The sequence below is a fragment of the Pseudomonas sp. WHRI 8519 genome (genome assembly GCF_040224055.2).
Lineage (GTDB): Bacteria > Pseudomonadota > Gammaproteobacteria > Pseudomonadales > Pseudomonadaceae > Aquipseudomonas > Aquipseudomonas putida_X.
The window spans coordinates 3,183,683-3,207,175 of sequence record NZ_CP167996.1 but is presented as its reverse complement, the minus strand read 5'-3'; the positions used below and the strand labels follow the sequence as shown (position 1 = coordinate 3,207,175).

Sequence of the window (23,493 nt, the reverse complement as noted above, 5' to 3'; positions counted from 1 at the left end):
TCGCAGGCTTGAACTTGCTGGGTTGTTGCGAAAAGTCTAGATCAGGCAGTGAAAAGTGCATAAAAGGTTCAGCTAATCGGCATCCAAAATTATCTGCCGCGCGAGTGCCAGGCACTTCGACAGGGGGTGTGCAGCACAAAAAAAGGAACCGCAACGCCAGGGAGAGAAGCGTTGCGGTTCAAGGGGGAGCTGCTTAGCGCTGAGTAGCGGTGGCTGTGTTGCCGTTGCCCATCTGGGTGATGGTGGCGGCCTGGTTGGCGCCGCTTTGGTCGACCAACGCCGTGTTGCCGGCGCCGCCCTGTGTCACGTAGGCGACGTTGGCGGTGTCGGCCTGCTTGATGGTTGCGCTATTACCACTGCCGTAGAGCTGGGTGGTGAAGCTCTGGTTGGCGTAGCCGGACTGGTCCAGGTTGATGGTGTTGCCGGTGCCGGTGGTGTCGCCGGTGGCATAGTTGTCCATCCCGCGCTGGTCAGCGATCAGGATGTTGTCGGCGCCGTTCTGCTCGAAGTACAGCTCGTTGTTACTGTCGGCCTGCTTGGTTTCCATCGAGTTGTTGGTGCCTTTCTGGCCCAGGGTGGCCAGTTGCAGGCTACCGTTCTGGGTCAGGTTGACGGTGTTTTCCGTGCCTTTCTGGTTGATCACGGCGGTCTGGTCGCTGCCGAACTGCCCACCCAGTTTCTCGCCTTTCCAGTTGCTGGCCATGACCTTGTTACCGGTGCCTTGAGTGGTCACGGTCAGGCTCTGGTTGTCACCGGTCTGGTAGGTGTAGTGCAGGTTGCTGGTGCCGGACTGGGAAATGCTGGTGGTCGAGTTGGTGGTCTCGAACTGATCGGACCAGCTGGCGTTGGACTTGCCTTGTTGATAGAGGCTGGCAGTGTTGTCCTGGCCCAGGCTCTGGTCGATATAGCCTTCGTTGAGCTGGCCATTCTGGTTGACGGTGGCCTGGCTGCCGACTTGAGTGTCCTGCCAGACTTCCACCGAGTTGCCGGTGCCGTTCTGGTCGATGCCGATGAAGCCGCCAGTGCCGTCGCGCTGGTCGCCATAGGCCCAGTTCTGCTTGCCTTGCTGGTAGATCTCGATATTGCCGTCGTTGTGCGTCAGGTGTTCGGCAGCGGCATAGTTGTCCTGGCCGTCCTGGTTCACCAGGCTTTTGTTGTTGCTGCCGCCGAACAGCTGTTCGACGAAAGCTTCGTTGCGTTGGCCGTTTTGCTGGGTGGTTGCCTGGCTGCCCAGCTGGGTGTCCTGCCACACGGTCGAGCGGTTCTCGGCGCCTTGTTGCATCTGCAGCGCCTGGTTGTTTTCACCCAACGACTGGCTGGCGAAGGCGTCGTTGTAGGTGCCCTCGGCTTGCTGGGTGATCTGGCTGCCATTTTCGAACAACTGCTCGCCGTAGGCGGCGTTGTACGAGCCACTGGCGGTCTGGTCGATGTGGCTGGTGCTGGTGTCTTGCACCGCCAGGTGGTTGTGACCCTTGCCGGTCTGGGTCTGGGTGGCTGAGGCGAAAGGCGCGACGGTCTGGCTGACTTCGGCGATGTTCTGGTTGCCGGTCTGCGACTGGGTCGAGGTGCTGTCCTCCGCCATGACCTGGCCGGCCACGGCCAGGAGGATAGCGGCACTTAGGGGAGCGAGCTTGAACATGGTGGTGCCTCCAGGTCTATCGGTATTGAGTGATCTGAACATGCTGGCCATCGCCGGCCTGGGTCACGGAACTGCTCAGCCCCGAGCCGGCTTGTACGATGCTGGCGCTGTTGTCGTTACCGATCTGCTCGATGCTGGCGTTGTTGCTGGTGCCGCTCTGGCGGATCGACGCGCTGTTGCCATTTCCCTGTTGGCTGATGCTGGCCATCAGGTCACTACCTTCTTGCAGGATGTAGGCTTCCTGCGCGCCCCCGGCCTGAACGATGCGGCCCAGCAGGGCCTGGCCGTTCTGGTCGAGGGCGGCGCGGTTGCCTGAACCCAGCTGCTCGATCACTGCCATTTGCCCGGCACCTACCGGTAACAGGCGGATGATCACCGGGTCACCGAGGTCGCTGCCGGCAGCGAGGTCGGCGTTGTCCATCAGATCATCGGCCTGAACCTGGCCGGCGAGGGCGAGGCACAGCAGCAGTGGGTGCACGCGTTTCATGACGTTCTCCTGGCCTTAGCGCACCGCGACGTTGACTGTGCGTGTGGTGCCTTGGCTGCTGGTTACGGTTGCCGTAGGCGCGGCAGTCGGGATCAGCGTGGTGCTGTTGCCCACTGCCAGGCGCCAGCGTCCGGTCACCGGTACCGTGACGGTGCCAAGGACCTGCTCACCCGTGGTGGTGCTTACGCGCACGGTGACGGTGTTGCCGGTGGTCACCGACGAGGTACCGCTGATGTCCCAGTTGAAGCGGTTATTGGAGCGCGCGGTGACCGTTGCCGCGGTGACCGCGAAGGTTTCAGCGGCCGGGCGTGGCGACACGTTGACGGTGACGGTGCCGGGGTTGGACAGCGCACCGATCGAGTCACGCACCTGGTAGGTGAAGGTGGTGGTGAACGCCGCGGTGACCGTCGCCGGTGGCGTGTAGGTCACCGTGCTGCCGTCGGTACTGACCGTTCCGCGGCCTGCAGCGGGTTGCGTGACGTTGTCCACTACCAGTGGCGCGTTGCCTTCCGCGTCGGCGGCGCCTGCCAGTACGTTGATGCTCAGGGGCACGCCCAGTGTCGCGACGGTCTGGGCGGCCACGGTTGGCGGCTGGTTCGGCGCCACGTTCACGGTCACGGTGGCCGGGGTGGACTTCAGGCCCTTGGCATCCATCGCCTGATAGCTGAAGGTGGCGACCAGGGGTTGCGTGGCGCCGGCCGGCGGGGTGTAGGTGACCGACGTGGTGCCGTTGAGCACGACACCGCCAAGGCCGGTACCTGGTTGGGTCAGGTCGCTGATGGTCAGCGGCACGTCACCGTCCGGGTCGCTGTCGTTCTGCAACAGGTTGAGGGTCAGCGGCACACCGACGCTGGTACTGCCGGTATCGGCCTGGGCCAGCGGCGCCTGGTTTTCGGCTTCGACGGGCGCATTGCCGACCACGATCACTGGTTCCACATCGCTGCCGCCATGGGCGGACTTGATGGTGACAGTGGCTGGCGGCTGGCTGAGGTCGTTGACGGTCAGGCTCTGCAGGGTGCCGGATTTGGACAGGCGGCCATAGCCTTGGGCAACCAGATCCGGGACTACGACCTCGTCGCTGGAGCGTGCTTCGATCACCAGGCGCTTGTTGGTCCAGTCGTAGCGCGCAGTGTCCACTTTCACCACGTCTGTCAGCTTGCTCGACAGCGAAGTGGGGCGTGTGCCACCGGTCGCCGTGCTGCCGGTCACCACCACCACTGGCGGCGGCGCGATCTGGCTCAATTGCTGGGTGAAGAACAGCCCGTTGTTATCCGCAAGCAGGCTGAACTGGCAGGGCGAGGGCGGCGTTCCGACCAAGGCCAGGCCATTGCGCATGCACACATCAGCGTCGTTCGGCGCCTTGGCGAAGACTTCGATCCGGGTGCCGGCACCGTTGCGCGAGTAGGTGGCGCGCTCCAGGGTGACCGGCGTTTGCGCACGCTGGTCAAGTACCTTGCCCGATACGGTGAACACGTTGGTCTGGATGGTCCCGGCCGGCCCTTGGATACGTACGAAGTTGGTGTTGAACGGGCTACCGGTGACGGCCTCGGTGAGGTTCGGGTCGCCGATGAAGGTTTCGCTGGCCCCGGTGTCCGGGTTGACTTCGGTATAAGGGCCACCGACGCCGCGCAACCACGGCCCGAGGTTGCCATTGAGCGCTCCGCTGAAGACCCCCGGGGCGCCGATACCGATGTCGCGGGTAATGTTGATCGCCCGCCGACCGGCGGCGGTCACGTTGACCGTCTCTACACCGTATGGGTGGGTGATGACATAGGTGCCGGTAGTCGGTACCGAGGCGCGGATGCGGATACGGGCAAAGCTTTGCTGGTCACCGTCTACCGGGTTTTCCGCAGCGAAAGCGGCTTCCAGGCCGGCGACGTAGACTTCCAGCTCATAGCCACTGTTGCCAACCTGCGGGATCGAGGTTTCAGCCAGGAACCAGAACATCTCTGGGGGCCAGTTGTCGGGGAACACCAGGGGCAACGCGTCGTCGTAGACACCCGGTTCAGGCAACAGGGTACACATGTAAGCGGGTGCGCCCGGCGCACCCGGGGCCCGCGTGCTGGTAGCGCGCGACTGGCACAGCTCCAGGGACAGGTTGTCGGCGTCCTTGTACCACATCGGGTAACCACCGGTGGCAAAGGTGTAGGGGCCCGGGTCTACCTCCGACAGTGCGGCCCACGCCGCGCTGGTCACAGTGAGGGAGAAACCGGCGGCCAACAGCGCACGGCGTTGCCAAGTGTTCATGCTGCCTCCTTGAAGGCGGAGCCTTTGTCTGTTCATGGCACCAGCACCACGTCTTCGCTGTCGCTACCGCCGTTGGCACTGGTGACCTGCACCGTGGCCGGAGGGATGGGGGAGAGCGAGGTGCTCAGCGTTTTCACTGCACCACTGCCCGCCAGGTCGCCGATCAGCGCGCCGTTGCCGGTGTGGGCGGTGAGGACTGGGGGGCTGGTCTCGTCACTGGAGCTGGCCACCAGGGTCAGCTGGCCGCTGGCCAGGCTGAATTCGGCACGGGTGATGGTCACCAGATCGGTCAGCGGCAGATTGACGGTGGCCAGGCTGCTGGTGGGGATCGCCACACTGTTGTCAGCGGTCAGTGTCAGCGAAGTCGGCAACAGCGGGTTGAGGACGGACTGGGCATACCAGGCGCCGGTACTGTTGGCTTCGGTCAGGCTCAGGTTTGGCGTCTGGCTGGTCAGGGTGACGGTGGCCGGTGGCGGCGGGGCCATGACGAACACATCCTGCTGGGCACGCAGGTCGCCGTCCTCGGTATGCCGCGAGTAGGTACTGCGCAGTGGCATCACCGGGGTTGGCCGGGCAACGTCGGAGAGCTTGCCGGAGATCGAGAACAGCTCGGTGCGCAGGTCTATGCCGCCGGGGCCCTCGATACGTACGTAGTTGGTGTTGTACGGGCTGCCGGTGACGGGCTCCTCCAGGTTCGGGTCGCCGATGAAGCGCTCGCTGCCTTCGGTGTAGGGGCCGTTGACGCTGCGCAGGAACGGCCCCACGTCACCTTTGAGCGCGCCGCTGAAATCACCAGCACCGGCGATGCCGATGTCGCGGGTCATATTGATCGCCCGATCGCCGGCGGCGGGCACGTCGAACACGTCCACGCCGTAGGGGTGCGTGACGATGTAGGTGCCGGCGGTCGGCACATCGACGCGGATACGCACCCGGGCGAAGCTGACCTGGTCGCCTTCGACCGGTTCCTCGGCGGCGAACGCCGCTTCGATTGCCGTGCCGTAACTCAGGTCGATGCCGCGGGCGGCATCGACGATGGCGGCGTCGGCGGTGAACCAGAAGGCTTCGTCGGGGAAGTTGCTGGGAAACACGATGGGCTGGGTGTCGTCGAATACACCCGGCGTCGGCAGCAGCGTACACATGTACGCCGGTGCCCCAGGGGCGCCGGCAGCACGTGAGCTGACGGTCTTGGTCAGGCACAGGTCAAGGGTTCGCCCGTGGGTATCCTGGTACCAGGCGGCGAAATTGCCATTGGCGGGGTCATAGGGCCCGGGGTCGACAGCGTACAGCGCTGCTTGAGCCGGGAGCTGGAGCATGCTGGCGAAAATCGCCACTGCCAGCGGAGTGGGTATCGGTCGGTGCATGAGTCATTTTCTCCTGCAAACGGGCCCATGGACTTGGGGCGTCTGACAGGAGATCGGCAACAGCCGTGCCAAAAGTTTGAAACAAGCTCAAGGCCACGTATTCTCTGGCTTCCAGCTTGGATGTGGCGGTTTGCTGAGGTGTTTTCGGTGGGTTGTGTTCCCCAGGGTTGGGGGATTGGGGATGATCATTTGCAGGGCAGCGCCGTCAAAGCAATCGACGCCCGGATCAACGATGCTGCACTAGCCGGCTGCCGGTGACAGGGCTGGTGCAGTCGGCTAATGGCTCACCCCTGCAACAGGTCAGGGCTGTTGAAATTGTTCAAGCGCGGGTCGCCCTCGGGGCATTCCAGGGCCTGCAGCGGCGCCAGCAACAAGGCCTTCTGCAAACTCCGCTCACCCGCCGCCCAGGCCTGCTCCAGCAGCGGCAGCACGCTGCGCGGCAGCACGCTGAACATCGGTTGCCAATACCCGCCCTGACGTACCATGGCCGCACTGTCATTGGCCACTGCCAACTGCACCAGGTCTTCGATCAGGCGGCGGTCGATCAGCGGTGCATCGCACGCCAGCACCACCACCCACGCATGCCTGGCCGCCGTCAGGCCGGCAATCACCCCGGCCAACGGGCCGGGGAAGTCTGCTTGTGCATCGCACACCAGCTGGTCGGCGAACGGGCGATAAAGGTTGTGGTTGCGATTGCAGGAGATCACCACATCGTCGCAAAGGGGGCGCACCACCCGCTGCACATGCGCCACCAGCGGCTCGCCACGCCAACGCACCAGCCCCTTGTCACGGCCACCCATGCGCTGGCCACGGCCACCGGCAAGGATCAACGTGGTGAAGGGCGGCAGGGGTTCGGTCATCGGTCTGGTTCCTGAAGATAGGCCAGCGCACCCTCCCACGCTGCAGTGCAATTGTCCAGGCTGACCGGTAAGCGCCACCTGACATATTTGCCAGTTGTGCTGACAGGGCGATCTTCATTCAATGGTAGTCAGAGGCAGGCAATGCACAGGCCCATTCCGTTACGCCAAGGAGCAAGGACATGAATAAAACTGAATTGATTGCCCAGGTAGCAGATAAAGCTGACCTTACCAAGGCCCAAGCTAGCAAAGTTGTCGACGCCATGATCGAAGCCTTTAATAAGTCATTGAAAAAAGACGGGGAGATCAAGCTAGTTGGGTTTGGCACTTTCAAACGCGATGTACGTGCAGGGCGCAAGGGGCGTGACCCTAGGACGGGTGAAGAGATCAACATCAAGGCGGCCCCCGTTGTCAAATTCAAGGCTGGTAAAAAGTTGAAAGACGCCGTGGCGTAACAGGATCCGAACCGTCATTAGCTGCTCGCGCCGCCCAGTGCAGCGGTGACCAAGGGGGCTGGCGATGCAGCCCCACTGGTCTCACGTATTGTCGCCCCTTGCCACCTTAGCCCCGGGCGTTTCATGACGGGTGCGAGCCAGGCGCATCACCACCACGAAGAACACCGGCACGAACACCACGGCCAATGTGGCGCTGAGCATCCCGCCGATCACCCCGGTGCCAATCGCCTGCTGGCTCGCCGAGCTGGCGCCAGTGGCGATGGCCAGTGGCACCACGCCGAGGATGAACGCCAGCGAGGTCATCACGATCGGCCGCAGGCGCAGGCGCGCGGCCTGCACAGCGGCGTCAAAGGGTTCCACGCCTTGGTCCACCAGGCCTTTGGCGAACTCGATGATGAGGATGGCATTCTTCGCCGACAAGCCGATCAGGGTGATCAAACCGACCTTGAAGAACACATCGTTGGGCATGCCGCGCAGGGTCACCGCCAGGACTGCGCCGAGCACGCCGAGCGGTACCACCAGCAGCACGGCGGTAGGGATCGACCAGCTTTCGTACAGCGCCGCCAGGCACAGGAACACCACCAGCAGTGACAGCGCCATCAGCAACGGTGCCTGGCTGCCGGACAGGCGCTCCTGCAAGGACAGGCCGGTCCATTCCAGGCCGGCACCGGCCGGCAACTGCGCGACCAGGCGCTCGACTTCGGCCAGGGCCTCGCCCGAGCTATAGCCGGCTGCCGGCTCACCGGAAATCGACACCGCCGGGTAGCCGTTGTAACGGGTCAGCTGCACCGGGCCACTGACCCATTTGGCCTGGACGAAGGCGCCCAATGGCACCATTTTGCCGCTGCTGTTGCGTACGTGGATCTTCAGCAGGTCCTCCACCTGGCTGCGCTGGTCGCCTTCGGCCTGCACCACCACCCGCTGCATGCGGCCCTGGTTAGGGAAGTCGTTGACGTAGTTGGAGCCCACGGCGGTGTCCAGCACCGCGCCGATGTCGGCGAACGATATGCCCAATGCATTGGCCTGGCGGCGGTCGATTTCCAGCTGTACCTGCGGGCTTTCGGCCAGCGAAGCCTCGCGTACGTTCACCAGTATCTTGCTGCTCGCGGTGCCGGCCAGCAGTTCGTCACGTGCCGCCATGAGTGCGGCATGGCCCATGCCCCCACGGTCCTGCAGGCGGAACTCGAAACCGGTGGACTCACCCAGCCCGTCGATAGGCGGCGGCAGCACGGAGAAAGCGACCGCGTCGCGGATCCGGGAAAATGCAGCGCTGGCGCGGTCGGCAATCGCCTGGGCACTGTCGTCGGCGCCGCGTTCTGCCCAGTCCTTCAGGGTGGTGAAGGTCAGCGCCGCGTTCTGCCCGCTGCCGGAGAAGCTGAAACCGAGAATCACCGTGGTGTTGCCCACGCCCGGCTCCTGGGCGTTGTGCGCCTCGATCTGCGCGGCTACCTGCTCGGTACGCATGCGGCTGGCGCCTGGTGGCAGCTGGATGTCGGTGATGGTGTAGCCCTGGTCTTCAGTGGGCAAAAACGCCGTGGGCAACTGGCTGAAGCCGTAGCCGAGCACTGCCAGCAGCAGGCCATACACCAGCAGGTAGCGGCCGCTGCGCTTGAGGGCGTGCACTACCCAGCGCTGGTAGCCGTCGCTCACGCGGTCGAAACTGCGGTTGAACCAACCGAAGAAGCCCTTGCGTTGATGGTGGCCGCCCTTGGCCACCGGTTTGAGCAGTGTGGCGCACAGGGCAGGGGTCAGGCTCAGGGCCAGAAACGCCGAGAACAGGATCGACACCGCCATCGACAGCGAGAACTGCTGGTAGATCACCCCGACAGAGCCTTTCATGAAGGCCATGGGCAGGAACACCGCCACCAGCACCAGGGTGATGCCGATGATGGCGCCGCTGATCTGGCCCATCGCCTTGCGCGTCGCGGCCTTCGGCGGCAGGCCTTCCTCGGCCATGATCCGTTCCACGTTCTCCACCACCACGATGGCATCGTCGACCAGGATGCCAATGGCCAGGACCATGCCGAACAGCGTCAGCACGTTGACCGAGAAGCCCAGCGCCAGCATCACGGCGAAGGTCCCCATCAGCGCCACCGGCACCACCAGGGTCGGGATCAGCGTGCAGCGCAGGTTCTGCAGGAACAGGAACATCACGGCGAACACCAGCAGCATGGCTTCGAACAGGGTGCTGATGACCTGCTGGATGGAGACTTTGACGAAAGGCGATGTGTCATACGGGATGTCGTACCTGACCCCCTCCGGGAAATACACCGACAGCTCCTGCATCTTCGCCCGCACCAGGGTGGCGGTTTGCATGGCGTTGGCGCCCGGCGCCAGCTGCACGCTGAAGGCGCTGGCCGGCTTGCCGTTCAGGCGTGTGCCGTACTGGTATTCCTGGGCGCCGATCTCGACCCGCGCCACATCGCCGATGGTCACCGTCGAGCCGTCTGGGTTGGCGCGTAGCACAATGGCGGCAAACTCCTCCGGCGTGCTCAGCTGGCCTTTGACCACCACATTGGCGGTGATCTCCTGGGTGCTGCGGGCAGGCAGGTCGCCGATGCTGCCGGGTGCCACCTGAGCGTTCTGTGCGGCGATGGCGTTGGCCACATCGTTGGGCGTGAGGCTGAAACCGATCAGCTTGCCCGGGTCGATCCAGATCCGCATGGCACGCTCGGAGCCGTACAGCTGAGCTTTGCCGACGCCCTTGAGGCGGCGAACTTCGTTCATCACGTTGCGCGCAAGGATGTCCGACAGGGCGGTTTCATCGAGGCTGCCGTCTTCAGAGGTCAGGGTGCCGAGCAGCAGAAAGCCGGTGGACACTTTCTCCACCTGCAGGCCCTGCTGGGTCACCGGGCGCGGCAAGCGAGACTCTACGACCTTGAGGCGGTTTTGCACGTCGACCTGGGCCAGGTCAGGGTTGGTCCCTGGCTCGAAGGTGGCAGTAATGGTGGCGCTGCCCAGGCTGCTCTGCGACTCGAAGTACAACAGGTTATCGGCGCCGTTGAGCTCCTGCTCGATCAGGCTGACCACGCTCTCGTCCAGGGTGGCGGCGGACGCCCCCGGGTACACGGCATAGATTTCCACCTGCGGCGGGGCCACGTTAGGGTATTGGGCCACCGGCAGTTGCGGGATGGCCAGGGCGCCAGCCAGCAGGATGAACAACGCGACCACCCAGGCAAATACCGGGCGGTCGATGAAAAATTGCGGCATGGGTCAGGCCCTCACTGGCCGTTGTGCTGGGCGATGGGTTGGCTGCCCTGGGCCGTGTCGACCTGGACCTGGTCACCGGCCTTGACATGTTGCAGGCCCTCGACCACCACACGTTCGCCGGCGGCCAGGCCTTCATTGATGATCCAGCGGTCGCCTTGGGCGTTGCCCAGTACCACTTGGCGTTCACTGATGCGCGCCTGCGCGTCGACCACCAGCACTTTCGGCACACCCGCGCTATCGCGCAGGATGGCGCGCTGGGGCACACTGATGCCTTTGGGCTGCACGGCCTGCTCCAGGCGCACGCGCACGTAGCTGCCGGGCAGCAGGTCCAGATTTGGGTTGGGGAACTCGCTGCGCAGGGTGATCTGGTTGGTGCTTGGGTCGACGCTGATGTCCGAGAACAGCAGTTTGCCGGGCAGCGGGTAGGCAGTACCGTCATCCTGGATCAACGTGGCGCTTGCCTCTCCCTTGCCTGCCTGCTGCAACTCGCCTGCGCGCAGCGCGCGGCGCAGGGCGTTGAGCTCACGGGTCGACTGGGTGACGTCGGCGTGGATCGGGTCCAGCTGCTGGATGGTCGCCAGGGGCGTGGCCTCGTTCTGCCCCACCAGTGCGCCTTCGGTGACCAAGGCGCGGCCGATGCGCCCGGAGATCGGTGCGGTAACCGTGGCGTAACCCAGGTTCAGGCGCGCCCGTTCCAGCGCAGCCTTGGCTGCGGCCACTTCGGCGTCGGCCTGAAGGAAGGCCGCGCGGGCGTTGTCGTACTCCTGGCGGCTGACGGCCTTGTCGTCGACCAGTTCGCGGTAGCGCTGCTCCTGCAGGCGGGCCTGGTACAGGTTGGCCTGGGCCCTGGCCAGTGCGGCGCGGGCGCTATCGTGGTCGGCCTTGAACGGTGCCGGGTCGATCAGAAACAGCACGTCGCCCTGCTTGACGTCGCTGCCTTCGCGGTAGACCCGCTTGAGCACCACGCCCGCCACGCGTGCGCGCACTTCGGCGGTACGCGGGGCAAGCATGCGCCCACTGAGCTCCGTGCTGATGGCCAAAGGTTCAAGCTGCAGGGTTTCCACCCGCACCTGGGGTACCGGGGGCTGGGTAGCCTGCTCTTCGGTATCGTTGCAGCCGGCTAGGAGCAGGGCCAGAAGCGCCGCGAGCGCCAAGGGGCGCAGGCGATGGACAAGAATGATAGGCATACGGATCTTCCGATGATGACCGGCTGTATGCTAAGGCAGGCGGGGCGCGGGTGCCTGTTAATACCTGTAGGACGTGTGTGAAAAAGTGTGAAGAAAAATCCTGCACTCCTGGGGATTCTATATTCTTGCCGCACATGCCTCATTGGCCTCCTTCAGCCCGTACCAAGCCCTATGCCAAACATTCTTCTGGTCGAAGACGACAGCGCCCTGTCTGAATTGATCGCCAGCTACCTGCAACGCAACGACTTCCATGTGCGGGTGATCGCCCGGGGCGACCATGTGCTGGACGCGCTGCGGCAAGATAAACCCGACCTGGTCATCCTTGACCTGATGCTCCCGGGTATCGACGGCCTGCAGGTGTGCCGCCTGCTGCGCCACGAATCGCAAAGCCTGCCGATCCTGATGCTGACGGCCCGCGACGACAGCCACGACCAGGTATTGGGGCTGGAGATGGGCGCCGACGACTACGTGACCAAACCGTGTGAGCCGCGGGTGCTGCTGGCACGGGTGCGCACCTTGCTACGGCGCAGCAGCGTCCATGAGCCACGGCTGGACAGCGAGCAGATCCTGGTCGGTGGCTTGCGCATCGACCTGGCCGAGCGCCTGGTCAGTTGGCGCGGCGAAGAGGTGGAACTGTCCAGCGGTGAATACAACCTGCTGGTGGTACTGGCGCGCAATGCCGGGGAGGTGCTCAGCCGTGACCGGATCCTTCAGCAACTGCGCGGCATCGAGTTCAACGGCACTGATCGCTCGGTGGACGTGGCCATTTCCAAGTTGCGGCGCAAGTTCGACGACAGTGCCGGCGAAGCGCGCAAGATCAAGACCGTGTGGGGCAAGGGTTACCTGTTCAGTCGCGTCGAATGGGAGTGCTGAAGCAGCATGCTGAAGATTCTGGTGCGCCTGTACCTGGTGATCATCGTCGCCTATGCCGGTGCTCTGTTGTTGATTCCAGACGCCATCGTCGGCCTGTTCCATGACCGGTTCATGGCCTACAACCTGGACCAGGCCAAAGGCGTGCAGTCACTGATCGTGCGCCAGTTCCGCCAGGCCCCGCGCGAGCAATGGCCGGCGGTCGAACAGGACCTGGCCGAGGCGTTCGCGCCGCTGCAGGTGAGCCTGTTGCGTACCGATCAGGCCAACTTGAGCGCGCCAGAGCAGGCGCGTCTGGCCCAGGGCTTGTATGCGGTGCGCATCGGCGACTGGGGTTACTACCAAACGGTGCTGGCGCCGCTGGAGGAGGGCTGGCTGGTAAGCCTGCACTCGCCACCGGACCCACTGGACATCAACGTGCTGTCCTGGGGCGTGACCGTGCTGATCGGCGCCGCACTGCTCGGCTGCCTGCTGCTGTGGCTGTGGCCTCACTGGCGCGACCTCGAGCGCCTCAAGGAGACGGCCAGGCGCCTGGGCCAGGGGCAGATGGCCGAGCGCACGCATATTTCCCCGCATTCGAACATCGGTGAGCTGGCCGGTGTGTTCGACACCATGGCCAGCGATTTGGAGCGCCACGTCAATCAGCAGCGTGAGCTGCTCAACGCCGTGTCCCATGAGCTGCGCACGCCGCTCACCCGCCTGGACTTCGGCCTGGTGCTGTTGTTTGACGAAGTGCCGCCCACCAGTCGCAAGCGCCTGCTGGACTTGGTCGGGCACGTACGCGAGCTGGATGAGCTGGTACTCGAACTGCTGTCCTACAGCCGGCTGTACAACGCCGACCAGGCCCGTGAGCGGGTCGAGGTGTCGTTGCTGGAATTGGTCGACAGTGTGCTTGGTGGCTTTGCCGAAGAGCTCGACAGCCGGGGCATCCGCTGGGAAGTGCGCGCCGATGATGGTTTGCCCCGTTTTGTGCTTGACCCGCGTCTGACGGCCCGGGCCGTGCAGAACCTGGTGCGCAATGGCATGCGCTATTGCGATCAGAGCCTGCTGCTGTGCCTGCGCCTGGAAGAGGACGGCGCTTGCCTGTTGACGGTCGAGGACGACGGTATCGGCATCCCGGCCGAAGAGCGCGAACGGATCTTCCAGCCGTTCTACCGCCTGGACCGCAGCCGGGACCGAAATACCGGCGGCTTCGGCCTGGGGCTGGCGATCAGCCGGCGGGCCATCGAGGGGCAGGGTGGGACATTGACCGTGGCGCAGTCGGCGCTGGGTGGGGCGCAGTTCAGGATTCGTCTGCCAGCAGCTTGGTAAACTTACACTTTCAATAGCGAATAATTTCTTCGCGGATGTAATAGCGAAGGTAACTTTTCTGAAGTAATAACCGAACTTTTTCTCACCCCCCGTAAATGCTCGACCGAAATTTTTAGAATCATTCACGGGGTTAGTTTTTTCCAATGGATGATGAGATTTATGTGCCTTCCTTAATGACGGATTGAGAGGTCCATAGATGTCTGAATTATCCTGCAAGAGCTGTATCCCGGATGCGGCTTTCGGTCAAAGCGGAAAAGTTGAGATAGTCTTCCCCGGTAACGTCGCCAGCGGCGTGCACGGTATGGCGTTGAATAATGGCCGCCTGTTCGTGGTGGCCCGGGTCAGCCACGGCTTTGCGGGCCAGGTCGCCTTTGCCGGTTTGACCGAGCAGGGCCAGGTGGACCCAAGCTTCGGCCAGCAGGGCTTTGTCATGGCGCCGTTCGGTAAAGACCATGCGGCCAAGCCGATCGAGGTCATCGCCAGTGCCGGTGGTGACTTCGTGGTGCTGGCTGAAGACCGTTCGCAGTCGGCTGGCTTCCCCATCCTGGGGCGCTACAAGCCCAATGGCGAGCCGGATCGCAGCTTCGGCGAGGCGGGGGTGGTAACGCTCAAGCTGCCAGGGCTGCTAGCCAACGATGAACCCTTTGGCCTGACCAAGCTGGCCGATGGGCGGCTGCTGGTCGCCATCACCCGCTTCGACCACGAGGCGAACAGCGTGGGCCTGCTGGTGCGTTTGCTGGCCGATGGCAGCCTTGACCCCTCGTTCCATGACAACGGCGTGTTTGTCTTTGCCTTGAACGATGCGTCCAACCTGTGGTTCGAGGGGGCCCTGCAGCAACAGGATGGCCGGGTAGTGGTCTGGGGCTCGACCGATGCGGCAGGGCTGCTGCTGCGCCTGGGCCTGGATGACCTGCCCGACGCTGGCTTTGGCGAGGGCGGCTGCGTGCGTCTCACCGCGCCGCGTGGTACCCAGCGGGCGAGCATCGAGTTCTATGACGTGGTCGAGGGTGAGGGCGGCGACCTGGTGGTTGCCGGCGCCACCGACAGCCGGCCTTATCTGGCAGTGGTCGGGCGAGTCACGTCGTCGGGGCAGTTGGATCCGTCCTTCAACCACGGTGATGTGCTGGTAACCGCCGCCAGCAGCTTTGGCTCCCGTTGGGTCCGCAGCCTGCAGCGGGACGGCCGAGTCACGGTCTGTGCTGGCTTGACCGGTATTCCTTACAACGAACGCGAGACCGAGTTTCTGGTAGGGCGCCTGTTGGCAGATGGGCAACTGGACCCGGGCTTCGGCAACGGTACCGGCCTGAAGCGCACCAACATCGAAGCGGGCGCAGACGTTGCACACTGTGCATTGAGCCCGGACGATCAGCGCCTGATCCTGGGCGGCACTGCGAACGTGCCGGGTGAGAACAGCAAGGCCTACCTGGTGTGCTACTTCGTTTGACGCGATACAGGCAAGGGCTGATCAGCCCTTGCCTTGCGGGTCGAGCGCTTGCTTGTCGGCCTCCTGCTGCCAGAGTACGTAGCGGTCCTTACCGGCATGCTTGGCCTGGTAAAGGGCTTGGTCGGCATGCATCAACGCCTTGCTCAAGGTGTCCCCGGCGACGATTCGGGTCAGGCCAATGCTGATCGTCACCGGTTGTGCGTCCACGTCCTTGCGCACCCGTTGGCACAACATCGCGACGCGCCGCTCGGCGTCTTGCTGGTCGAGCCCGGCGAATAAAATGACGAACTCTTCACCGCCCAGCCGGGCAAATTCATATCCCTGCATCGTGGTCTTGATGTGCGCGGCCACGCGCTTGAGCACGTCATCGCCGACGTCATGACCAAAGCGGTCGTTGACCTTCTTGAAATTGTCGATATCGATCATCGCCAGGTATTGCCCCGGCGGCGCCTGGTGCAATTGGCGCTCGGCCTTGACCATGAACGAGCGGCGGTTGGGGATTTCGGTGAGCACATCTACATAAGCCTGTTCGAGCAGCAACCTGGACATGTAGAAGTTGTGCAGCTTGGCCTGGCGGATGCGCAGGTAGCTGTAGATCACCAGGCCGCTCAAAAACACCGCATAGCTGAGCAGCATGGCGGCTTCAAGTTCGTCGAGGTCGATGTTGGTACCGTAGAACGGGTTGAGCATGGCCCAGGTGATGACCATGGCGCAGAAGAACGACCAGCGCCGGACTGGCAGAACCGAGACGCTGTACAGCACGGTGGATGTGCCCAGCACCAGCCAGACCGGGCGCAGGGCGATAGGCAGGCCTTCGATGACCAGGCGCATGCCCAGGGTGATGACGGTGATGAACAGCAGGTTGAGTACGTCGAAATGGTGGCTCCGGCGGGTGAAGCCCAGGACTACCGTGAGGCTGCACAGCAATGCCATGAACAGGCCGGAACGCCAGGTGAAGCCCTGGTTGCCCAGGTAGCTGACAATCAGGTTGAAGACTAGCCAGACGGCGATGCTGACGCAGAAAATCAGCTGGCAGAAGCGCCGCGAGTTGTCGAACTCATGCTGGCGGAACTCGGCGCGCAGTGCAGCGGGCGCGACCTGCTGGCGAACGTGGTCCTCGATGGTCTTGAACATGCCTGAGTTCCTGCTCAAACGGCCACTCACTCTAATGACAGTACACCGCGAGCCCAAGGCCGATAACGCAGCGCGAATACCGCTTCGGCATGGCATCCGCCGGTCAGCACAGGCTCAGCCGCCTGCGCCCGAAAAGCCTGCCCCGGGCCACTCACCTGGCGAAACGCCTCACGCACCACACCCACGCGGCACGGCAAGGCCTGCTCGTACCCTTGGCGCACCAGTAGTGGCAGCCGCTCGGTGCCGGCGCCGTCCTGCCACCACACAGTCAAGCCCAGCTGCGCCAGTTGATCCAGCCATGCGGCATTGACCCGCGGCGCCAGCCTGCCGGCACTGAAGGCACTGAGGTGCAGCGGTTTGTCCAGCTGCCGGTTGAATGCCTGCAACTGGCTGTACAGCGCCTCACGGCGCTGGGCGTCATGAAAGTGCAGGTCGTCCAGTTCCATCGGCAGGTACCACCCCACCACATCGAGGTTCCAGTCCTGGCGTAGCTGCTGATAGTGACTCAAGGAGCGTCCCAACTGAGCCTTCCAGTAGCTGCTCAGCCCCTCGCTGTCGGACTGCTCGATGCGCGTGTAATAATCCGGGTCCATGTAAAGCCCGAGCACCAGCTCCAGGCCTTGCGCGCGGGCCTCGCGCAGGCTGTTGGCCAGCCAGCCCTGGGCGCCGCCAAAATCACTGTCGCCATAGGCGCTCCATTGCACGATCAGGGTCTTGCCACCCTGCGCCGCCGTGGCCTGCCACAGTCGCTGCCACTGGGCCGGGCTGATGTCGGCATCGCGGTTCAGCGGCTGATAGAACAGGCGTTGGTCTGCCAGGGCCGGCAGGCACAGGGCGAGCATGCAGATTGCCAGGAAGGTACGCATCAGAAAGTCATCTCCGCGCCAACCAGCACACCGTCAGCCCGCTGGTAGAGGTTGCCTCCCAGCGACTGCTGATATTCGGCACGCACTTTCAGCGTGCCGCGGTAAGCGTTGTAGCGATCGTCGTCGAACCACCACTGCCAGCGCAGGCCGACACCGGCGCGGGCATCCTGGCGCCAGTCGTTGCTCGGGTCCTGGCTGGAAAATTCGACGAATCCGTATGGCATCAAGGTCTGCGGCGAGCTGCCAGGCAACTTCCAGGCATGGCCCTGTTGGTAGCGCGATAGCCAGGCATGGTCGCCGGCACGGGTCCACCAGGCAGCGTCCAGGTAGAGGAAACGTTCGTTCCAGTCGTCTTCGTCGACCCGCCAGTCGTTGCGCCAGGTGCCCTGGTCGAGGAACGACGCCGTCGCGCGCAATAGCAGGTCATTGCTCGACTCGGCATGGTTGCGCAAGTCGCTCCAGTTGCCGCCGACCTTGCTCGGGCTCAGCAGCTCGCCCAGGCTCAGGCCGCTGTAGTGCTCGGTGTCGATCTGCCGCTGGTGGTACAGCTCGGCATACAGGTTGAGGTTGGCCTGGCCGAGCGGTTTGTAGCGCAGGCCAACCCCGGTGCCCATGCTTTGCGCGTAATCGGTGCGGCTTTGGCCACCGAACAGCACCCGGCCGTACACCGACAAGGTGCTGCCGTCGCGGCTGGGTTCTTCGCCCAGGGCGTGGTCCCACATGGCCATTTGCACATTCTGCGATTGCGCCCGGCGGGAAGTGCCGCTGCGCTCGCCGTTTTCGAGGAATTTGTCATTGGTCGAGGTGCCGGCGGGCGACCAGGTGCTGGCCAGGGAGACACTGTCGCGGCGCGACAAGGTTTCGTGGGCGCGACGCTGGCGGTATTTGCGCGCTTCAAGGCTGCCGAACTCATCGTCGGCATCGACCAGATGCTGCTCCACATCGAGGATCCGGCGCAGTTCGCGGCGGGCCGAAGCGCTGTCTTGGGCTTCGTCATAACGCAGGGCGAGGGTTTCGCCAATGCGGTAATCCTCAGGAAAGTCGCGGGTAGCCTGCTCCAGGTACGGGATCGACTGGCGGCGCAGGGTTTTGTCGGGGGAACTGGCCAGGCGCATGCCGTAGTCCGCGCGGTAGCGTGGCTGGTCGGGGGCCAGACGCACCGCTTCGGCAAGCCAGGCGCTGCTCTGGGCGGGGTCGCCTGCCAGCTGCGCGGTGCTGGCAGCCGCGTAGAAGTGCTCAGCGCGTGGGTTGTGCGCCAGCGCTTGACGCTGGAAACCCAACGCCGTCTGTGGGTCGCCCTGGCGTTGCGCGATCGCGGCGCCGAGCGCCCAGTTGTCGGCGCTGTCGTGTGCAGCACCATCCCAGTAACGGCGGGCAGCCTGGATGTCGCCGGCGTTCAAGGCCCCAGCGGCGGCGGTCAGGCGGGCGTTGTCAGTCCAGGCGCTGTCCGGCAGGCTGCGCCAGATGGGCAGGGCGGCTTCGGAGTCGCCAGCAGCTTCCAGGGCGTAGGCCAGCGACAGGCGACTACCCCTGTCGCCCAAGCGTTCGGCAGCCTGGTAATAGACCACTGCTTCACCGGGTTGCTCAGGCATCGCGCAGCGACCCAAGGCGCGGTACTGCCCGGCTTCGGTGGGGGTGGCCGCAATGGCCTGGCGCACGGTGTCGCACTGGCCGGCCTCGGCCAGGCGGCCGAGCAACTGGGCGCGGGTGCTGGCATCCACCCTGGGTATCAGGCTGAGCATGCGCCGGGTGTCCAGCGGGCCGTCGTTGCGTGCATACAGATTGCCCAGGCGCTGCAGCAGCGAAGGCGTCAGACGGCCTTGCCGGCGGTCGTAGGCCTGCTCCAGCAGGCCTCGGGCACGGTCGCCATGGCCTTGCTGCAACAGCAGGAACGTGGCCTGTTCGAGTGCCGCCAGGTCACCGCTTTGACGGTAACGCTGCTTCCATTCGGCTGCAGTACGTGGTTGCGGTGCTGGCGCAGGGTCGCCATAGAGGCGCTGCTTGAGCACCGCATAGGCGCGGGGATCCGCGCTGATCTGGCAGCCCTTGAACTGCGCGCGGGCGACATCCGGGTCGTGGCGTGACAGCCAATCGACGGTGTCCAGGCACGGGCGCTGCAGTTCGTTGCTCAAGCGCCGGACCAAGGGCGCATCATCGCCTTCACGGGCCAATTCCCAAAGCTGCTGGCGCAGTGCCGGGTCCTGCAGTTGCTCGGCGGGCAGGCTTTGCAACCAGCGCTGGGCCTGCTCGTTATGGCCCACGGCAATGGCCCGGCTGGCCATCGCCAGCCGGGTCTGGTCGGCGATCGCGGGCGAGGGGGCGCTTTGCAGGAGCTTGCTCAGGCCCTTTTCATCGAGTTGTTGAACGTACGCATTGGCCAGCCGCTGCCAGTCCTCTGCCGGCAACTGGCCGTGGTCGGCCAAGGGTTGCAGCTGTTCGATGGTCTGCTTCCAGTTGCGCAGTTGCTCGGCGAAGTTGGCCCGGGCAAGGCGCAGCACCTGGCCGTCGTCGCGCGGCGGCAGCTGGTTGAGCCAGTCCAGGGCCCGGCCGGCGCCTCCGAACTTGGCCAGGCTCAGGCTGTAGGCCTGCCACAGGCGTACCCGCTGCATGCTGTCGGCCGTGGCTAGCCAGCTTTCCACCTGGCTGGCGGGCGGTGGGTCCTGTTCGATCCAGGTCAGGCGCAGTTCCAGCAGGGCATTGGCGTATTCGGGGCTGCCACCGAGTTGCTCGGCCAGGGCTTGGGCGTCCTTGTAGCGGCGCTGGTGAGCCAGTGCCTCGACCAGCAACGCGCGGGCCTCGTCATTGTTCGGCACCCGGCCCAGTACATGGCGGGTCAGGCGCTCGACTTCGGCCCAGTTGTCCTTCTTCGCTTCGCGGTAACTGCGCTCCATGAACGGGTAGCTGGTAAAGCGCTGAAAATCGGTCATCGGCGCCGCCAAGGCAGGCAGGGCGCAGGAGCACAGCAGCAGGCTGGTGAACGTGAGGGTCAAACGCGGCTTCATGCCACCTCCCTGATCAGGTCGAAGGCAGCTTGCTGCTCGCTGGCCTGTTCGGCGAGCGCCTGCTCCAGCACGGTCTCGGTGATGATGCCGCGTGCGATCAAGTGCTCGCCGAGGCTTTGCTGCTCGGGGTCGAAATCGATCAGCGCCTGGTTGAACAGCGTCACCGGCACCATGCCGCGCACCTGCAGTAAGGCACCGAGCATGACCTGGTGAGTGCTGACCTGCTCGATCAGTTCGGCGTTGTCCTGGTGCCTTTCCAGCACTTCCAGCATCTGCCGGGTCTCTGCCTGTTGCCAGGGGCTGGGGTAGTGATAGCGCAGGCCCAGCGTTACCCGGCCCTGTGGCGCCAGCCGGTAGTTGACCGGGCGCTTGAGCTGGCGGCTGATGACCCCCAGCGAGACCTGGCTGACCGGGCTTTCGCTGGCCAGCACCAGGGTGTCGCCCTCTTCGGCTACCGGCAGTACGCCATAGTGCGTCGCCAGGCGGCGTGGCAGTAGCGCGATCAGTTGCCGATCGAGCTTGAACGGGTTCAGGGGGGCCCAGGGCAGGTCGAGTTGTTCGGCGAGGGTCTGCACCAGCTGTTCGCTGGTCAGCCAGCCACGCAGCAGCAGTTCGCGGCCCAGACGCCGCCGTACCGGGCTGGTGATGGCCTGTTCGAGCTGCGCTTCGCTGATATAGCCCTTGGCGACCAGGCGGTGCCCCAGCGGGGTACGGGCCGGTGAGGCGATGGCAGGGAATTCGTGGGTGGTCTTGTCCCAGGCCACCCGGCGCGAATCGCCCATCTCCATCACTTGCCGCAGGGCGCGCAGGTTGGCGAAGAAGTTGACGAAGTTGCTCCACATCATCCGTGGGGCCGACAGCAGCCCCTCGCCGATGCCGTAATAGCGGGTGACGAACCAGCCACGCTGGAACAGACGGTTGATCAGCAGCAGGCCGTTGAGCCAGAGCAGTGTGGTCAGCAGTTGGCTGTCGCTGAGGATCGACATGAAGCGCCAGGATTGCGGGGCAATCACCGTCACCAGCCACATCGCCAGCAGCACCAGCAGCAACAGGTTGACCAAGAAGCTCAGCAGGTAGGCGAACAAGCCTCGGCGGTCGCGCCAGAGGAAGTAGTTGAGCGCGCCTGTTCGGCTCCAGCCCAGGTTGCTGGTGCCCTGGAAGACGATGCCGACGATCCAGCGGGACTTTTGCCGGATGGCATGCTGCCAATCGCGCGGGAAGTGCTCGCGCACGCAGATCACCTGGGCGAACTCGCGGCTCATGCCGGGGCGCCATTCCCGCTTGAGAGCCAGTGCAGGGTCGGTGACCGAGTAGCGGGCAAAGATGCACTTCATGCCTTTTTGCTTCAGGCGAAAGCCGATGTCGTAATCCTCGGTCAGGCTCTGCACGTCGAAGGCGATGCCGTCACCGTCCTCGAGCAGGGCGCTGATGGCACGGCGGCTGAAGCAGGTACCCACCCCGGCACTGGGCACCTGGCCGGTAAGTGCCTCGCGGACGATCACGTCCTTGCCGTGGTTTTCGGCGAACTCGTCCACGTAATGCCCGGCGGTGAAGCCACGCCATTGCGGCGCGTACGGGTACACCGGGATCTGGATCATGTCCTTGGCGGGCAGCAGGTAGTTGAACAGCCGCAGCTCCATGGGCGAGATCACGTCCTCGGCGTCATGCAGGATGAAGCCTGCGAACTCGATACGCGCGTCGCTCTGGAAACGCAGGATGGCGTCGATGATGTTGTTCAGGCAGTCAGCCTTGCTGGTGGGGCCGGGGCGGGCGCAGACCACCTTGTGGACGTTGGGGTAGTGCAGGCACACGGCATCGACGTCGGCCTGGGTTTGTGGGTCGTTGGGGTAGGTGCCGACAAAGATCTGGTAGTTCTCGTAGTCGATGGTCGAGGCCGCCAGGCGCGCCATTTCACCCACCACGCCCACTTCGTTCCAGGCCGGGACCATGATCGCCAGGGGCTTTTCCGGCACCTCGAACAGGCGCTTCTCGTCGGCCCTGGCGTACTTGTCATAGATACGCAAATGGCGGAACAGCTTGCGGCACCAGTAGCACAGGTCGATGAACAGGTCGTCCAGCCCGAGCAGGAACATCAGTGCGGCGAGGATGATCGCCAGGATCTTGAGGCCAAACAGTACGTAGGTGAGAAAATCGACGAAAGCCAGGCTCATGCGTCATCCCGTTTGCTCAGGCTTTCCTCGAACCAGCGGCTCAGGCGCTCGGCGATGATTTCGCTGGCGTGGCCGTCACCGAATGGGGTGAATACGCGGGCCATGCGCGCGTAGGCCTGGTCATCGTCCAGCAATAGGCTGGTTTCCTTGACGATGCGCTCGGTCTGCGTGCCGACCAGCTTCACCGTTCCGCCTTCGAGCACTGACGGCCGTTCGGTGACCTTGCGCAGCACCAGCACCGGCTTGCCCAGGGCCGGGGCTTCTTCCTGGATGCCACCGGAGTCGGTGAGGATGATGTGAGCGCGGTTCATCAGCCATACGAAGTGCTGATAGTCCTGTGGCGCTATCAGGTGGATGTTGTCACGCCCCGAGAGCAGGCCGTAGACCGCTTTCTGCACTTGCGGGTTGAGGTGTACGGGGTAAACGAACTGCACATCGGGGTATCGCAGGGCCAGTTCGGCCAGCGCCAGGCAGATACGTTCGAAACCGGCGCCGAAGTTTTCCCGGCGATGGCCAGTGATCAGCACCATGCGCTGATCGTCCTGCAGGTGGTGCAAGGGCGAGTCGGCGGCGGGGTGCCATGCGGTTTCCTTCAGGTATTCACGCATCCACAGCAAGGCGTCGATGACGGTGTTGCCGGTGACTTCGATATGTTCCAGCGGTACGCCTTCGCGCAGCAGGTTGTCGCGGGCCTTGGTGGTGGGCGCGAAGTGCAGGTCGGCGATCACCCCGGTCAGGCGCCGGTTGGCTTCCTCGGGCCAGGGTTGCTGCAGGTTGCCGGTACGCAGCCCGGCCTCGACGTGGCCGATGGGGATATGCCGGTGGAAGGCGGCAAGGCCGGCGATGAAGCTGGTGGTGGTATCGCCGTGGACCAGCACGATGGTTGGCTTGACCTGTTCATAGGCCGTGTCGATCGAGCCCAGCAGGTCGCGGGCAAGGCCATTGAGGGTCTGGTTCTGGGTCATCACCTTCAGGTCCTGATCGACGCTCAGGCCAAAGGCGGTCAGCACTTGTTCAAGCATCTCCCGGTGTTGGCCGGTCGAGCAGATGTGCAGATCGATGTCGGGCCACTCACGCAGAGCCCTGGCCAGTGGGGCCATCTTGATCGCTTCTGGGCGAGTACCGAATACCATCATGACGGTGTTGGCCATCGTGTAGTTCCTCGTACGATTCCCTGGACGAAGGTGTGCGACCTTGCGCCGCCTGCAATGGGTAGATACAAGCAGGCAGGTGCCGGGTTGTCCAATGCACG

Annotated in this window: 16 protein-coding genes; 4 read left to right on the top strand and 12 right to left on the bottom strand. The window is 64.2% G+C overall.

The window, feature by feature from the left end:
- Positions 1 to 193: 193 nt before the first annotated feature.
- The 5 genes from ABRP30_RS14670 to mobA all read right to left on the bottom strand — a co-directional run bounded on the left by ABRP30_RS14670 (position 194) and on the right by mobA (position 6,594).
- On the bottom strand, positions 194 to 1,639 hold the full coding sequence (locus ABRP30_RS14670; RefSeq protein ID WP_349975676.1) for a curlin: 1,446 nt from the start codon (positions 1,637 to 1,639) through the stop codon (positions 194 to 196).
- A gap of 16 nt (positions 1,640 to 1,655) precedes the next feature.
- Positions 1,656 to 2,126 carry a curlin gene (locus ABRP30_RS14665; protein WP_349975675.1) on the bottom strand — a complete coding sequence of 157 codons (471 nt, stop codon included), beginning with the start codon at positions 2,124 to 2,126 and terminating at the stop codon, positions 1,656 to 1,658.
- A 15-nt stretch (positions 2,127 to 2,141) separates the two neighbouring features.
- On the bottom strand, positions 2,142 to 4,373 hold the full coding sequence (locus tag ABRP30_RS14660) for an Ig-like domain-containing protein (protein WP_349975674.1): 2,232 nt from the start codon (positions 4,371 to 4,373) through the stop codon (positions 2,142 to 2,144).
- A 32-nt stretch (positions 4,374 to 4,405) separates the two neighbouring features.
- Positions 4,406 to 5,734 carry a hypothetical protein gene (locus tag ABRP30_RS14655; RefSeq protein WP_349975673.1) on the bottom strand — a complete coding sequence of 443 codons (1,329 nt, stop codon included), beginning with the start codon at positions 5,732 to 5,734 and terminating at the stop codon, positions 4,406 to 4,408.
- A gap of 284 nt (positions 5,735 to 6,018) precedes the next feature.
- Entirely contained in the window at positions 6,019 to 6,594 is a 576-nt protein-coding gene (gene mobA, locus ABRP30_RS14650; RefSeq protein WP_349975672.1) for a molybdenum cofactor guanylyltransferase MobA, read from the bottom strand.
- Positions 6,595 to 6,773: 179 nt separating this feature from the next.
- Here mobA and ABRP30_RS14645 point away from each other — a divergent pair, with 179 nt between their 5' ends.
- Positions 6,774 to 7,046, top strand: coding sequence for an HU family DNA-binding protein (locus tag ABRP30_RS14645; RefSeq protein WP_372490311.1), 273 nt, complete (start codon positions 6,774 to 6,776; stop codon positions 7,044 to 7,046).
- Between the two features lie 81 nt (positions 7,047 to 7,127).
- Here the strand turns inward: ABRP30_RS14645 and ABRP30_RS14640 are convergent, their stop codons facing one another.
- Both ABRP30_RS14640 and ABRP30_RS14635 read right to left on the bottom strand, forming a co-directional pair.
- Positions 7,128 to 10,256, bottom strand: a complete 3,129-nt coding sequence (locus ABRP30_RS14640) for an efflux RND transporter permease subunit (protein WP_349975671.1) — start codon at positions 10,254 to 10,256, stop codon at positions 7,128 to 7,130.
- 11 nt (positions 10,257 to 10,267) lie between these two features.
- Entirely contained in the window at positions 10,268 to 11,443 is a 1,176-nt protein-coding gene (locus tag ABRP30_RS14635) for an efflux RND transporter periplasmic adaptor subunit (RefSeq protein WP_349975670.1), read from the bottom strand.
- Positions 11,444 to 11,614: 171 nt separating this feature from the next.
- Here ABRP30_RS14635 and ABRP30_RS14630 point away from each other — a divergent pair, with 171 nt between their 5' ends.
- From ABRP30_RS14630 to ABRP30_RS14620, 3 genes are all read left to right on the top strand, one after another.
- The gene (locus tag ABRP30_RS14630) at positions 11,615 to 12,316 is read left to right on the top strand and encodes a response regulator transcription factor (protein WP_241803706.1); all 702 of its coding nucleotides are present in this window, start codon (positions 11,615 to 11,617) and stop codon (positions 12,314 to 12,316) included.
- Positions 12,317 to 12,322: 6 nt separating this feature from the next.
- On the top strand, positions 12,323 to 13,624 hold the full coding sequence (locus ABRP30_RS14625) for an ATP-binding protein (RefSeq protein ID WP_349975669.1): 1,302 nt from the start codon (positions 12,323 to 12,325) through the stop codon (positions 13,622 to 13,624).
- 196 nt (positions 13,625 to 13,820) lie between these two features.
- Positions 13,821 to 15,068, top strand: coding sequence for a delta-60 repeat domain-containing protein (locus tag ABRP30_RS14620; RefSeq protein ID WP_349975668.1), 1,248 nt, complete (start codon positions 13,821 to 13,823; stop codon positions 15,066 to 15,068).
- A gap of 21 nt (positions 15,069 to 15,089) precedes the next feature.
- Here ABRP30_RS14620 and ABRP30_RS14615 read toward each other — a convergent pair whose 3' ends face one another.
- From ABRP30_RS14615 to wecB, 5 genes are read right to left on the bottom strand one after another with little or no spacing between them, the layout of a single operon-like run.
- Positions 15,090 to 16,202, bottom strand: coding sequence for a GGDEF domain-containing protein (locus tag ABRP30_RS14615; protein WP_349975667.1), 1,113 nt, complete (start codon positions 16,200 to 16,202; stop codon positions 15,090 to 15,092).
- A 26-nt stretch (positions 16,203 to 16,228) separates the two neighbouring features.
- A complete protein-coding gene (locus ABRP30_RS14610) occupies positions 16,229 to 17,068 on the bottom strand; it encodes a DUF4434 family protein (protein ID WP_349975666.1) in 840 nt (279 codons plus the stop codon).
- The gene (locus ABRP30_RS14605) at positions 17,068 to 20,070 is read right to left on the bottom strand and encodes a phage receptor (protein WP_349975665.1); all 3,003 of its coding nucleotides are present in this window, start codon (positions 20,068 to 20,070) and stop codon (positions 17,068 to 17,070) included. The genes ABRP30_RS14610 and ABRP30_RS14605 overlap by 1 nt, the downstream gene beginning before the upstream one ends.
- Positions 20,067 to 22,241 carry a cyclic di-3',5'-guanylate-activated glycosyltransferase NrfB gene (nrfB, locus tag ABRP30_RS14600; protein ID WP_349975664.1) on the bottom strand — a complete coding sequence of 725 codons (2,175 nt, stop codon included), beginning with the start codon at positions 22,239 to 22,241 and terminating at the stop codon, positions 20,067 to 20,069. Before nrfB ends, ABRP30_RS14605 begins: the two co-directional genes overlap by 4 nt.
- On the bottom strand, positions 22,238 to 23,392 hold the full coding sequence (gene wecB, locus ABRP30_RS14595; protein WP_349975663.1) for a non-hydrolyzing UDP-N-acetylglucosamine 2-epimerase: 1,155 nt from the start codon (positions 23,390 to 23,392) through the stop codon (positions 22,238 to 22,240). Before wecB ends, nrfB begins: the two co-directional genes overlap by 4 nt.
- Between the last annotated feature and the right edge of the window lie 101 nt (positions 23,393 to 23,493).

Coding starts and splice junctions, on each gene's coding strand:
- ABRP30_RS14640 (WP_349975671.1), bottom strand. CDS start 10,256: ATGCCGCAATTTTTCATCGACCGCCCGGTATTTGCCTGGGTGGTCGCG.
- ABRP30_RS14615 (WP_349975667.1), bottom strand. CDS start 16,202: ATGTTCAAGACCATCGAGGACCACGTTCGCCAGCAGGTCGCGCCCGCT.
- ABRP30_RS14660 (WP_349975674.1), bottom strand. CDS start 4,373: ATGAACACTTGGCAACGCCGTGCGCTGTTGGCCGCCGGTTTCTCCCTC.
- ABRP30_RS14610 (WP_349975666.1), bottom strand. CDS start 17,068: ATGCGTACCTTCCTGGCAATCTGCATGCTCGCCCTGTGCCTGCCGGCC.
- ABRP30_RS14630 (WP_241803706.1), top strand. CDS start 11,615: ATGCCAAACATTCTTCTGGTCGAAGACGACAGCGCCCTGTCTGAATTG.
- ABRP30_RS14670 (WP_349975676.1), bottom strand. CDS start 1,639: ATGTTCAAGCTCGCTCCCCTAAGTGCCGCTATCCTCCTGGCCGTGGCC.
- ABRP30_RS14620 (WP_349975668.1), top strand. CDS start 13,821: ATGTCTGAATTATCCTGCAAGAGCTGTATCCCGGATGCGGCTTTCGGT.
- ABRP30_RS14635 (WP_349975670.1), bottom strand. CDS start 11,443: ATGCCTATCATTCTTGTCCATCGCCTGCGCCCCTTGGCGCTCGCGGCG.
- mobA (WP_349975672.1), bottom strand. CDS start 6,594: ATGACCGAACCCCTGCCGCCCTTCACCACGTTGATCCTTGCCGGTGGC.
- ABRP30_RS14625 (WP_349975669.1), top strand. CDS start 12,323: ATGCTGAAGATTCTGGTGCGCCTGTACCTGGTGATCATCGTCGCCTAT.
- ABRP30_RS14665 (WP_349975675.1), bottom strand. CDS start 2,126: ATGAAACGCGTGCACCCACTGCTGCTGTGCCTCGCCCTCGCCGGCCAG.
- wecB (WP_349975663.1), bottom strand. CDS start 23,392: ATGGCCAACACCGTCATGATGGTATTCGGTACTCGCCCAGAAGCGATC.
- ABRP30_RS14645 (WP_372490311.1), top strand. CDS start 6,774: ATGAATAAAACTGAATTGATTGCCCAGGTAGCAGATAAAGCTGACCTT.
- nrfB (WP_349975664.1), bottom strand. CDS start 22,241: ATGAGCCTGGCTTTCGTCGATTTTCTCACCTACGTACTGTTTGGCCTC.
- ABRP30_RS14605 (WP_349975665.1), bottom strand. CDS start 20,070: ATGAAGCCGCGTTTGACCCTCACGTTCACCAGCCTGCTGCTGTGCTCC.
- ABRP30_RS14655 (WP_349975673.1), bottom strand. CDS start 5,734: ATGCACCGACCGATACCCACTCCGCTGGCAGTGGCGATTTTCGCCAGC.